Genomic DNA, 13,200 nt, shown 5'->3' with positions numbered 1-13,200 from the left:
GGTTCTTCTACACCATCATCCGGATTTTCACTGTCTTCTTCCTCTTCTGGTTCAGTTGGTACATAGGATCTGGGGCAGGTTCGATAGCCGGTGTCTCAGCTTCCGGTGTTTCAGGTTCAGCTGCAGGCTGATCGCCCGAAGGTTTGTCCGATTCTTCCTCTTTATTGGTTTCTTCTTTATCTTGCTCCTCTGACTTGTTTGTTTCTTCTTAGTCCCCTCTTGTAAACTCTTAATAATATCCTTTAATTCCTCTTCACTGCTATCTTCCATCTGACCACCTACACCTGAGCAATAGGAGTATACGCCCACCATATAGATAATCAGGAACAAATCATAAACATTCCTGCACTGACACATTATTTGAATAAATTAAAACCAGCAGGAAATGAGCTGCGTAATTTTCAGCCTATTTTTATAGAGGATGCCACATACGGTTTTCCTGAAAAATTTATTAAGCAATTTAATCTCGTATCCATGTTAATTGTCCCTATTTATGTTCCGGAAGAAGGTAAGATGATTGGCGGCATTTTACTAGATAAAGGGCCAGGGCGGAAATTTGAGCGAGATAGGAGCTTGTATCCCGCATTAATGAAATTTGGGCAAAGTGCAGGAGAGCTGTTGCTTAGGTTTACGAACCCTGAAAATTCTGTAACACAGAATGATTTAAATCGTAAACTATCATTTTCTCCTTGTGAGGTTGATATTATTAAGTTATTGGCTGCAGGAGCGTCTACAACAGAGGCAGCTGTTCAGCTTTATTTAAGTGAGTATACAGTCAGAGACTATATTTCAATCATTATGAGAAGGCTGGATGCCAAAAATCGAACAGAAGTAGCTGTAAAGGCTATTAGAATGGGAATTATAGATTAGAAATCTGGAAATAAGAGGATTAATAGAAAATACTTAGATAGTTTAGATGTTTTATTAAAATAATAAGTTAGATTTGATTCGCCAATAATCACGGGATTTTTAAGTGGATTTTAGCTTAATTTTCTTCTTCTGTTAAAAGTAATTTACATTTATTTTACTAAATAAATTACTTTTTGTAAGTTTTTTTATAGAATCGAAGTTATTTATACCCTATTATTACAAAATAAAAACTTGTAACATGTTTTTGAAACATAATTGTAATATTACTATAACTTATTTGTTAAATTAGCATGATATACTTATCCATGTTAGATAAATAGATAAATAGAAATGGTATGAAAGACCCGATAAATTAAAAAAACTAGGAAGCAGGTAATATCTTAATGATGAATAAAAGAATTATTGCGCTAAGTACGGCTTTATTGCTTGGGTTCAGCAGTTACATAGGCATTCCATCAGCAAGTGCTGCAAAAGACCCGGCCAGGCAAGCTGAGGTTGATAAAGCTCAAGCTGCTTTAAATGAGGTACAAGCTGAAATTTCTACTCTGAATACTCGTATTGATCAAATCAACCAGGCTGTTAAAGATAATCAGAACATGATTAATAAAACAGAAGATGATATCGTCAAAACGGAAAAACAAGTAGAGACTTTAGATAATGAAATTACCGAACTGGAAGAAAAAAATGAAAAACGCCAAGAAATTTTAAAGAAGCGTGCTGTTACATACCAACAAACAAATGGTAACGTCAGCTATTTAGAAGTCATTTTTGGATCTACTAGTTTTGGAGATTTTATTGAACGAATCGGAGCCGTTTCAACAATTGTTAAAGCGGACCGTCAATTGATCGATGAAATTCAAGAGGATCAGACTAAACTTGAGGATAAACAAGCAACAGTAGAAGAAAAGCTTACTGGTTTAAAGGATATGAAAACTGAGCTTGTTGGTATGCAGCAGGATATTAAGCAACAACAAGATCAAACAAACTCTTTGAAGAAAGAGCTTAAAGTTAAGGAAGAAGAAAGTCAACGTCAATTAGCAGATGCTAAAGCAAGAAATATCGATATTGTGGTAGAGCCAGTTGTTGTAAAAGAAACTTCCAATGTAAAAGAGAAAGTTGAGAAGATTGCTGATACTCAAAAAGAAGAAACAAACTCTTCAACTAAGAATGAAACAACAAATAAAGTGAATTCCAGCTCTAAAGAAGAAGCTGTAAGCACTTCGAAGAACGAACAAACTAGCTCTAAACCAGCTAATTCAAACTCTTCTAATAAGAAGCCAAGTTCTACTAATAGTTCTACCCAAAATAAAAATATTCAAACCGTTATTACTGCAGGCAATAAATATATTGGGAACTCTGTTTATGTATTCGGCGGTGGAAGAACTCAAGCTGATATTGCAGCAGGACGCTTTGATTGCTCCGGTTTTGTTAGCTGGGCATTTAAACAAGGTGGATATTCTGTACCAGCGAGCACAGATGCTCTGAAACATGCTGGAAGACAGATTCCAACAAGCCAAATGCAACCGGGAGATATGGTTTTCTTCGATACGTATAAAAAAGACGGTCACGTCGGCATTTATGTTGGCGGTGGAAAATTCATCGGTTCCCAAAGCTCTACTGGTGTAGCAATTGCCAGCCTTAAAACAGGATACTGGAAACAAAAATTTAACGGACGTGTTGTGCGCGTTCATTAATAATCAATAGAAAATTTTTAAGGAACGCCCATCTAAGGCGTTCCTTTTTGTATTTGAACTAGGTTTGAAATTGTGTGTTAAAAAGCTCAGCTATGGGCTACTTACTTTCTATTGTAATCCATATGGTTGTGATCCCTCTTTTTTTACAGGAATTCGCCACACTTCATTTTTTGAGGATTCAGTAATATACAAGTACCCGTCATGAAAGGCTAGATTAGTTATAAATGTTCCAGCACCGACAGGCAGACGAATAACCCCGTATTTAAATCCATCTGAGTCCTGGACTACAATTTCACCGGCTTGAAAATGAGCTATATATAAATTTCCCTCAGTATCGACTGCTAAGCCATCAGGACCGATTCCGCCCTCAAATTGCCCAAAGATAAAAGCAGTTTCAGGTGAAGAAAGGGCATTTTTGGAAGGGACAGAGAGTACTCTGTTTTTATTAAACTCAGAGATATAAACACGTTGGCGATTTGCGGAGATAGCGATCCCGTTCGGATAAGCTATGTTTTCGGCAAACAGTTGCGCTTCATTGCTATTTGGAGGAAGATAAAAAACGCGACCGACGGGGTGAGTTGCACTAGAACCCATTGGTTCAGTGAAATACAGGCCCCCATCTTCATCAAATACTAAATCATTCAGCCCTTTTAAAGGTTCCCCATTAAAAGAATCTACTGCGACTGTACTTTCATTCGTATTAGGATTATAGGCATGTATAACCCCGGTTAAATCTGTTATAAATAACCTTCCGTCCTTATGGAACTTTGCACCAACAGGACTGGGAAATTGTTTTACTACTTCTATTTTATTTTTTTTTATAGTGAGAAGTTCACCGGTTGTTGGACTGACCAGCCAGATATTTCCTTTGCGGTCGAAATTTATTCCTTCAATAAACCCTTCATCGCCTTTTGCGATTTTTTCCCATTTTGCTTTTGGGGGAATAATTTCAGAAAGTTGATGTCTTTCTCCTTTTGGTACAGGCTTTGTTTCATACCATCCTTTTGCACCTACATAGGTTCCAGTTAGTAACATAATTCCACATAGTACAGATAGAGAGAACCATCTTTTTTTCAAATCTAGAATGCCTCCTTTTTATTGGTTATTAATCATGGTTGTATAACATGCTGTATCAACAAAGATTTTAACTATTAACTAGAAATATACATGGAAGAATGTGGTAAAACAATATGAAAAATCATTGGTATATTTGTCATTCTCCGTAACTATTTCATCTATACTGGATGTGGGGAATTTGTTAAAATAATGTATTTCACTTGCGATATGGAAAATATCGGGGATATAGAATTAAAAAGAGATTTGAGAACAGGTATATGATGTTTGCTAGTGCTTCATAAAAATTAAAGCCTCAAGTCTTAAAATCACTTGAGGCCATAGTATTTAATATCCTAAGCTTTAAAAATCCGATTATTTCCTACCCAATAATCATTCCTGCAATTGCAGCACTTAAACAGGATGCCAGTGCACCTGCTATGATCGCTTTAATGCCTAATCGTGCGATATCAGGTCTCCTCTTTGGAGATAACTTTCCAAGTCCTCCAAGTAAGATACCAAGAGAAGAAAGATTTGCAAATCCACAGAGTGCAAAGCTAATAATGACAACGGCTTTATTTGATAAGGAGTCAATCATTGGAGCAAAATTACTATATGCCACAAATTCATTTATAACAAGCTTTTGACCAATGAAGTTCCCAGCTGTCAAGGCTTCATTCCAAGGTACACCAATGACAAAAGCTAATGGAGCAAATATGTAGCTTAATAGTAATTCAATTGATAACTGATCAAATCCAAACCATCCACCAACGAAACTTAACAGACCGTTCAGCAGAGCAATTAAAGCGATAAAGGCAAGCAGCATGGCTCCAACATTCAGTGCTAATTGAAGCCCAGTTGATGCTCCGTTAGCAGCTGCATCTATTACATTGGCTGCCTCTTCATCCTTTTCCATTTCAAAACCTGTCGCATCTTCCTGACTGTGTTCCATCTCAGGTATCATGATCTTAGAAAGTAATAGTCCTGCCGGTGCAGACATAATACTTGCTGCTAGCAAATATTCTAAGGGAACACCTAATAAAGAATATCCTACAAGTACGCTACCTGATACTGAAGCCAACCCACAGACCATAACAGAAAATAATTCGGAATTGGTCAATCTATCTATAAACGGCCTTATAACCAAAGGTGCTTCTGTACACCCAACAAATATATTAGCTGTTGCATTAAATGTCTCGGCTTTTTTTGTGCCTAATAGTCTTGCAAGAGCGCCACCTACATATTTAATGACAAATTGCATAATCCCCAAATAATACAAAACAGAGATTAAAGCAGAGAAGAAAATGATGATTCCTAAAACATTAAATAAGAAAACGGTTGTAATGCCTGATTGTGGTGTATAAAGACCGCCAACCAGGAAGTTTATTCCTTCATTTGCGTAACCGATTATGTTATTCACAACATCGGTTATTTTCTGAAATGCTGCACGTCCAAGTGGCCATTTTAAAACAATAAAAGCAAAAGAAATTTGAATAGCCAATGCTACAACTACAGTTCGAATATTAATATTTCGTTTGTTGGTTGATAGAAGGAAGGCGATTCCTAAAATACAGATAATCCCGAGCATTCCCCATAAGTAATTCATTATGTCACCTCTGGTTAGTATTTTTCTGTCTGAGAATAGTAAAAAAGTTACTTTTACACAAAAACTTAATATATCAATTGGATGCATAATTTGCAAGTGAAGTATATTTTATCCATTGTTTTTATAGTATGGAGTTAAAATAGCCAAAATATTTGTCAAAATGCACTCCTAATTATGTTTTGGTTAGTAGGGGAATAGATGTTAACAGCATTTCAACGATAGGCGATTCAGTATATTGAAGCATACTCAAAAAAACTACAAAAAGATGCAAAACGAACTCTTAATCATGTACTGACGATGTCAAATATATCAACAGAAGTATTTGAGCAAGCGGTTAATAATATGAAGAATAACGCAAGAATTGGCTTGCATTTTCATCCGGATCGGCTCACTCACAACCGGATAAGCGTGGCTGAATCTTTATTCAATGAGGGTGTATACAAGAGTCAATTTGAAACATTCATTTCAAATGGAAGTGTCTCTGCCTATCAAGGGGGTGAGCGTGATCTTTGGGAGACAAGAATGTTTGGAGGAGCTTATCAGTTTAAAGGCACAAGCCATAAAGAACATCCTAAATATGGGGCATTGAATGTTATGTTACATTCTGATGGACCTGCACCACGTTTTGGTTCCTGTTGTTTTCTGCTTTCTCCGAAAGTCTCCTATCGTTCTACCTACGCATATATGGACTCACACCTCGAATTAAAGGAAAAAGGGATATATCAAGAATTCGATTTAATTTTGGCAGCGCTTTTAGAAGAGTCATTTTCCAGAGAAATTGTACTTGGCGAATCAGAATTACGACCACCTAAGCTAATAAGTTATTTGGCCAACCTATATAATATACAATCAGACCTTGTGAAACGAAAACCTAATCGCAATCTGGATTATTACATTGAAGCACAAGTACACGGGGAAGTATCGCTTGAAAAGGATGTTGATGCACTTGTGGCTGATGATTCTTTTCAAGCTACTGAAATCGGAAATATGCTAGAGCAGCTTTGCGGACAGTATTCAATCAGCCTATATTGGAGAAAGGGCTTTAAACTTAATAGCAAGGACGTCCCTTCAGATTTCAGAGGAGCGAAAATGCCTCATCTGGCAAAACGAATAACTAATTGTGATTATATTGATGCAAGCGTAATTGGTTCAGCAGCAAAAGACCTGTGCTGTTATCCTGAGAATTGGTCTGATTATGGAACTGTCAAAGAGGTGCTACAGGAGTTAAAGCTCCTTTGGCATGTATTGGTGAGATATTAATCCAAATTTGTTCGCAATCGATGACATGATATAAATTATGTGGAATACTACCCATTCCACCCATGCGTTTTTTTGTCAGTTCTTCTTTGGGTACTGTTACACCAATTAAACCACTCATCTCTAACCTGCCAATTATATAAGAACATATCTAACATGAACAAATCCCTCTTGGTATAACAGTAGTTTCATCTTCTATCAGAATGAATCGAAGCTTTAAAAGACAGATTATTAGGTAAAAATAAAAGGTGCCCTGGGCGACAAGCCAGGGCACCTTTTTGCTTTACTTATTTTTTCACTTTAACCGTTTTTGCTTTGCTCGTATTGCCAGCTTTATCTTTGGCAGTTACAGAAAGAGTCGTACCGGCTTTTTGCTTTTTGATTTTAACGGTATAGTTCCCTTTGCTGTTGGCCGTAGCAGTGCTAAGAGTTTTAGAACCGGCTTTGACCGTTACTTTAGCCCCGGCTTCTGTTTTTCCTGTCACTTTTGTAGAACTTGATTTTACTGGATTAACAGAAGGAGTAGATGGAGCAGTTTTATCTACTACCTTTACTGTTTTTGCTTTGCTCGTATTGCCAGCTTTATCTTTCGCAGTTACAGAAAGGGAAGTGCCAGCTTTTTGTTTTTTGATTTTGACTGTATAGTTTCCTTTGCTATTAGCAGTAGCTGTACCGAGAGTTTTAGAACCAGCCTTAACTGTTACTTTTGCACCAGCTTCCGTTTTACCTGTTACAGTTGTAGACTTGTCTGAAACAGCATTGACAGAAGGAGCGGAAGGAGCTGTTTTATCCGTTACTGTGATCGTTGTTACTTCGCTCACTAATCCAGTTTTCGGATCTGTAACAGTAGCGTATAATTTAGTACCGGCTTTCAGCTTCGTTTTTAAATCTATCGAGAATTTACCATCATTCGCTGTAGTTGTTAGTGTTAAGTTCTTTTTATCTGTAATGGTTACTTTTGAATCGGTTGGTGCAGTTCCCGTAATTTTTGTGCTGGCATCCGTTACAGCATTTACGGATGGCTTAACAGGAATTGGCACCTTATTAATTTCAATTTTCTTCTTAACTTGGTACCCTGCTATATCCTCAAGCACGAATTCATACTCGTTCACGCCTTCCGCTAATGGAAGTTCAATTTCCTGAGTTACAGAGTAAGGTGCGTAAACAGGTAAGTCACCCAAATCATTAAATGTGTTTATTTCTTCATTTCCATTAACGACTAGTCGAAGAGCATTGTAGTTATCACCAACTTTGACCTTAACTTTTTGGCTATCACCTGTGGAGAATGCCTTGTAGTCAACTTCAATTGTTGGCTTTTTAGTATCAATAAAGATTTCTCTGTTGAAATCAATCTTGTTACCGGCTACATCTGCTCCATAGAATCGAATATCATGTTTACCTTCTTTGGAGAACTCAAAAATATCAAAGAAATAAGGCTCCTTAGTTTCTTCATCCAACTCAATTATAAGGTTCTGGCGTTTCCCTTCATATTCAGCCCATACATAATCTATCTCAGAATCGTCAGTTATATATCCGAAGACAAATACTTCAAGTTCATTGTAGATTCCAAGTGGTGCAGGTTCTATGACACTGATATAAGGAATTGTCTTATCCAATAATGATTTAGCACCGCGGTTCCCAGCATAGTCATGGGCAACTACGTTGATATTGTCACCGTTTTTCACTTCTACTGGTGTATCATCGCTATACTTCAGGTCGGATAATTTGACACTGTATGTGTTGGTGCTGTTTGGTGCTACATAATCTTTCAGTGCTTTACCGTTAACGGAAAGCTCGATATATTGAAGTCCTGCGCCTGAATTTGTATCTTCAGCTTTAAATGTAACTGTCTTTGTTGCATCATCATATTTAAGATCAGACACAGTTGGTTCTGTATTATCTACTAGGATTGGCATTTTAAATACTTGAGGTTCCTTGCCCTCGTAATCGATTATTGCCTTGACTTGGTAATAGTACAGTCCTTCTTCAACAGATTTGTTATTTACTTTACCATCCCATTCAGTGAAGTATGGCTCGAATGTTACGATAGAGTCTGCTGCATAGTTCTTTCTTTGGTACTTATCAGTAGTTATTTTACGCAATGTTTTACCATCTGTATCGGTAATACTGTATTCCACCGTTTTGCTGTTTCGTAAAAATGATAGGGCAGGGGCCACTGCATCATAATGACCGTCAGCATTTGGTGAAAAAGCTATTTTAGATGGATCAACAATTTGATTCTTATCGAATGGACTAACTCCTAAAAATTCACCGGTATTAGAATCGGCAAGACCTGTATATCCATAGAATGAATCGACGGAATTATTCATTGGATCGATAATGTTTGGTTTATTCCAGTCACCTTTAAATCCAACAAATGGTATGGATAAAGTAGGTAGAGAGTCTTCGAGATTCTTAGCTTTTAAGAATACGAAGCCTTCAACAAAGTATCCGTTTTTCATCGCTTTTTCTAAATCAGCTTTTGCATTTTTTAAATCAATTGTGATTGTAAAATCTTTAGATTTACCAGCTGCAACAGTAATTTCACTATCGGATGTAACAATTGCTTTTTTGATTTCCTGTGGTGTCAGATCATTGAACGTATATCCACCTGCTTCGTACAGAGCATCGGATAGTACAGTTGTATCAACTGTGTATGTTGCATCTTTCTCACTGAAGTTAGTAGCAGTCAGTGTAAAAGAGAACTTATCGTTGGAAATTTCTTTTAATGTAACTTTTCCATCATCCGTTCCTTTATTTACCACGTAAACTGTGGAAGTAATTGCTGAGTTTAATTTCATAACCCCGGCACCCTGACGACGTGGTGAATAATAGGTTGTACCGAGAGGATCTTTAATAGTTTCAGATGTATTCATTAATAAAGTTTTCGCACGTTGGACTTTATCCTTGCCTTCAAGATTTGGAAAATTTTTCTCTACATATTCCAACACAAGGGCAGATCCGCCTGCTACATGCGGTGCAGCCATGGATGTACCGCTCATAACTCCATACTTATCATCATTTAATGTTGAATAGATTTTTCCACCTGGTGCTGTGATTTCAGGTTTAAAATCTAAGTTTGGTGTTACTCCCCATGAAGTGAAGGTAGACAACTGTCCGGCTGTACCGTTTTCTAGTTGTATCATTTCCCCGGTGAATTTAACTTTACCTACATCACCAGCTGCTTTAATTTTTTCTTCAAACATAGTACCATCGCTTACTCGCAGTGAAACCAGTGGGATAGTAGGGCTGTTTAGAGCCATGCTGACAAAATCTCCATGTGCAGGAGTTCCCCTGATAATAACACCGATGGCTCCGGCAGCTTCGGCTTGCTTTTGGATTTCACCGTAGTTTGGAGTAGCAGCTGTTCTGACAGCAAAAACTATTTTACCAGCTACATCCTTTCCTTGATATTGATCTGGATGACCATTACCAACATAAACAACATCTTTTTCAGTTGTACCGAAAACATCTAATGGTAGAGGAGAGGATTGTGTTTTATATCCAGCTGAGTATGTCGTTCCACCAATCGTAAATTCAAATTTATCTACAAATACATGTGTGTTTTCAAGAGAAGCAACTGAGATGGAATCTTTGGAAACACTTGGTGATCCTACAAGCCCGATATCAGGGTTCGTTGCAAAAGGATCTGCGTATCCATCAGAGATCTGAGCAGAGTTACCCGCTGAAATGGCCATTAATACACCGTTATTAACAGCTCTTTCAATCGCCTTTTGCTCAGGATCTTCAGGAGATTGGAATCCTGCAGTTGATCCAAGACTCATATTCAACACATCTGCACCAAGCAAAATGGCATCATCAATTGCTTTAACGTAAATATCGCCCCATGTAGAAGGCATTTCTGAATCATTACCAAATACTTTTAAAGCTAATAATTGTGTTTCAGGAGCAATTCCTTTAATGCCTCCAGCATCTTTGGATCCATTTGCTCCAACCGTTCCACCAACATGCATACCATGCATGGATGCATCAGAGCCAAGATCAAGAATTTCTTGATTCTTATCATAATAGTTGTATCCGTATGGAACCTTCGCTGTATGGTATTTTCCTGGTAATTTATTTTTAGAAATGCTTGCATCTACATCCGATTTTGTTAACTTTGCTTTGCTTTCATCAGTTAGAACCATATCTTTATGGCTGGGATCAATTCCAGTATCAATAATACCAACAACTGTACCTGTACCATTGTATCCTTTGACCCATGTTTCTTCTGCTTCAACGATATCACCACTGGATACCATTTCAGGTTTTACTTCCGGTCGCTTATATTCATTAGCGATATATACAGATGAAACAGTGGAGATACTTTCAATTTTTGATATGTCTGAAGCCTTTACTTCACCACTGACCCCATTTGCGACTACTGTAAAGGAGTTTTCAACGTCGAATTTTACATGTTTTTTATTAATAGATGATAGGAAATCGGATTGTTGGTCTTTAACGTTTGCTTGTAATTCCGATTGTTTTGATTTGGAGAGTTCTTTAAACATAACACCTTGTTTAGTGGCGTAATCAATTGCAGGAGTACCTTCGAGTTCTACAATAACGCGCACCTTTTCATCTGGGTCATATTTACTTACATCCAGTTTCTTTTTTACTGTGTTGCTAAAGGGCTTTAGTTTAGAGTTTTCATATGTATTAGCGCTCGCTGTACCTATACCGATTAATAAGTTAGATAATAGTAATACCAGTGATAGTAAAACAAAAACGACATTCTTAGTATTTTTGAAATGCAAAGCTCCAACCTCCTTTTTATTTGTCAATATCTGAAATCTACAAAATCACCCCTTAATTGAAAATGAAAGTTTAGGTAAATAATTTACTATCTACCACACTATTAATTTACCACCACGATTATAAATAGTCTTTTTAATTTTTTGATTTTTCAAAAAATAGTAAATACGACTTAGCTAATTATGGGGTTTATGCTCGAAAAACAGAGAAGAGTGGGTAGAAACACACAGAAGGAAGATGAGTAGAAAAGTGTGTTTTTTAAGTATACAAGGCCATTTTAACTGGTAAGTAGCAAAAAAGAAGAGATATTGACATTATTAGAAAACTTGAATGACAACCAAAAACTCAGCGTTCTTTGGCTCTGAGTATGTATTCTTTAAAACTATATTAATTTCGATACATCCCGACAGATTGGGGAGCGTTATATTCAAAATCGAATTTCTCATAAAGCTTATCAGCTGGGGAATCAACTATTAAACTTACGTATGCTCCCCGGGGCAGATGGTTATTTAGATAGTCTGTTAGATTTTCCATTATTACTTTACTTAATATATGGTGTGATTCGGCTTCGACTCCTAGTCCCTCGAGGTCATAAGGATAGCCACTACGGTAGGAGAAATCGCCCCTGGCGCGCCTCTTCTTATGCTTATCGGGCCTGTACAGTCGTCTCAGCACTAGCTGTATAGGATTTTCTTCTCCCAGTGCAATACTCGATTCTCTCAATGTTTTTTGCGCTATTTATTGGAAGCAGTACTGTAGAGCTTTTAATAGTCTTAGTTTAGCTACGCCTCAAGACCTAGTTGGAAATCAAGCTCAGGGTCGTTATAAAGAATATTCTTCCAAGCTAAACTAAAGACATAAGGAGGGAATATCAATGAAAAATCTCGGATTGATTTTGATTGTTATGGTGGCTGGTCTAATCGTGATCGGTCATATTGGTCCCATTATTACATTGGCCATTACATTAGCTATTTTGTATTTTGCCGTGAAAGGCTTTATGAAGGCAGATACCAATTTATCGAAAGTGGTTTGGGGAGCAATTGCGGTCATTACATTATTAGCTTCAGTTAGTAATATACCTGCGCTAATCGGCTTGGTTGCTATGTATGTTCTTTATTATCTATATAAGGAACATAAGCAGGAAAAGGACTATGTGAGTCATGATGATCCATTTACAAACTTTGAAAAAGAATGGGAACAATTAAATAAAAATTTTAAATGAGGAGTGTGCAGGGAACATGGCAAATTTATTTACTCGTATGAAAAATTCGGTGGAAGCAGATATTCATGATTTAATCGATAAGCAGGAGGAGAGGAATCCAATTTCAAAATTGAATCAATATTTGAGACAATCCGAAAGAGAGGTAGAACAGGTTCAACAATTAATACAACGTCAATATCGATTGAAAGAGGAAATGAAGCGTGAATTAGCTGTTGCTATGGAAATGGCTGATAAACGTAAACACCAGGCTCATATTGCAAAGGAAGCAGGCGATGTGAGTGAATTATTCGAATTTGCCATTAAGGAACAGGCGGTTTATGAGGATCGTTCAGCCAAAATTGAACATCTGCTTGTGCAAATTGGCCTTGATTTAAAACAGCTTGAAGAGAAGTTTGCTTTAATGAAGCAAAAGCTGAAAGATATGCATATAAAGAGACTTGAGCTGATGGGACGGGAAAATATTGCAAAGGTTCATCATAAAATGGATAAGTTAATGGAGTCCGGTAAAGAAGCAGTAGAGGGTGAGGGGCAACAATCCTTAGAAATTGATGATTATATGATGCAAATAGAAAATAGAGTGAAATCCAATTATTATGAAGCAACGATTGATACCCGCATTGCAGAAATTGAAAAAGATTTAAAAAGGAAGGAAACAGTGAATTAAAAAATGGTATTCTAGTATGTAGGACGCAGTATTTTGCTGCGTCTGTTTTAGATTAGTAATCAGCAAGTTTCATCTAAGA

At 37.0% G+C, this 13,200-nt stretch carries 8 protein-coding genes; 5 read left to right on the top strand and 3 right to left on the bottom strand.

Annotation, left to right across the window (positions count from 1 at the left end; translation table 11 throughout):
• The first annotated feature begins 360 nt into the window (after window positions 1–360).
• Complete coding sequence (locus AC4BHP_RS09050) at window positions 361–870, top strand: response regulator transcription factor (protein ID WP_490551894.1); 510 nt, start codon at window positions 361–363, stop codon at window positions 868–870.
• Window positions 871–1,253: 383 nt separating this feature from the next.
• Complete coding sequence (locus tag AC4BHP_RS09045; protein WP_490551893.1) at window positions 1,254–2,564, top strand: C40 family peptidase; 1,311 nt, start codon at window positions 1,254–1,256, stop codon at window positions 2,562–2,564.
• Between the two features lie 108 nt (window positions 2,565–2,672).
• On the opposite strand, the gene AC4BHP_RS09040 is transcribed toward AC4BHP_RS09045, so the two are convergent.
• Complete coding sequence (locus AC4BHP_RS09040) at window positions 2,673–3,641, bottom strand: SMP-30/gluconolactonase/LRE family protein (protein WP_257468962.1); 969 nt, start codon at window positions 3,639–3,641, stop codon at window positions 2,673–2,675.
• 358 nt (window positions 3,642–3,999) lie between these two features.
• Window positions 4,000–5,223 (bottom strand): NupC/NupG family nucleoside CNT transporter, encoded by a 1,224-nt coding sequence (locus AC4BHP_RS09035; protein ID WP_139891366.1) that lies wholly within the window; start codon window positions 5,221–5,223, stop codon window positions 4,000–4,002.
• A 225-nt stretch (window positions 5,224–5,448) separates the two neighbouring features.
• Between AC4BHP_RS09035 and AC4BHP_RS09030 the strand changes: the two genes are divergently transcribed.
• Complete coding sequence (locus tag AC4BHP_RS09030) at window positions 5,449–6,483, top strand: DUF3626 domain-containing protein (RefSeq protein ID WP_490552012.1); 1,035 nt, start codon at window positions 5,449–5,451, stop codon at window positions 6,481–6,483.
• Between the two features lie 284 nt (window positions 6,484–6,767).
• On the opposite strand, the gene AC4BHP_RS09025 is transcribed toward AC4BHP_RS09030, so the two are convergent.
• The gene (locus AC4BHP_RS09025; RefSeq protein ID WP_490551892.1) at window positions 6,768–11,237 is read right to left on the bottom strand and encodes an Ig-like domain-containing protein; all 4,470 of its coding nucleotides are present in this window, start codon (window positions 11,235–11,237) and stop codon (window positions 6,768–6,770) included.
• Window positions 11,238–12,109: 872 nt separating this feature from the next.
• Between AC4BHP_RS09025 and AC4BHP_RS09020 the strand changes: the two genes are divergently transcribed.
• Window positions 12,110–12,457: a lmo0954 family membrane protein gene (locus AC4BHP_RS09020; protein WP_139891362.1), complete on the top strand. Its 348-nt coding sequence runs from the start codon at window positions 12,110–12,112 to the stop codon at window positions 12,455–12,457.
• Window positions 12,458–12,473: 16 nt separating this feature from the next.
• Window positions 12,474–13,121 (top strand): PspA/IM30 family protein, encoded by a 648-nt coding sequence (locus AC4BHP_RS09015; RefSeq protein WP_490551891.1) that lies wholly within the window; start codon window positions 12,474–12,476, stop codon window positions 13,119–13,121.
• The last annotated feature ends 79 nt before the right edge of the window (window positions 13,122–13,200 follow it).

This window comes from Pradoshia sp. Z4_20, from assembly GCF_058216035.1.
This window is presented reverse-complemented; position numbering and strand designations above follow the sequence as displayed.

Excerpts from the sequence above, each read along its gene's own strand:
- AC4BHP_RS09045 (WP_490551893.1), top strand. The coding sequence starts at position 1,254 with ATGATGAATAAAAGAATTATTGCGCTAAGTACGGCTTTATTGCTTGGG.
- AC4BHP_RS09035 (WP_139891366.1), bottom strand. The coding sequence starts at position 5,223 with ATGAATTACTTATGGGGAATGCTCGGGATTATCTGTATTTTAGGAATC.
- AC4BHP_RS09020 (WP_139891362.1), top strand. The coding sequence starts at position 12,110 with ATGAAAAATCTCGGATTGATTTTGATTGTTATGGTGGCTGGTCTAATC.
- AC4BHP_RS09015 (WP_490551891.1), top strand. The coding sequence starts at position 12,474 with ATGGCAAATTTATTTACTCGTATGAAAAATTCGGTGGAAGCAGATATT.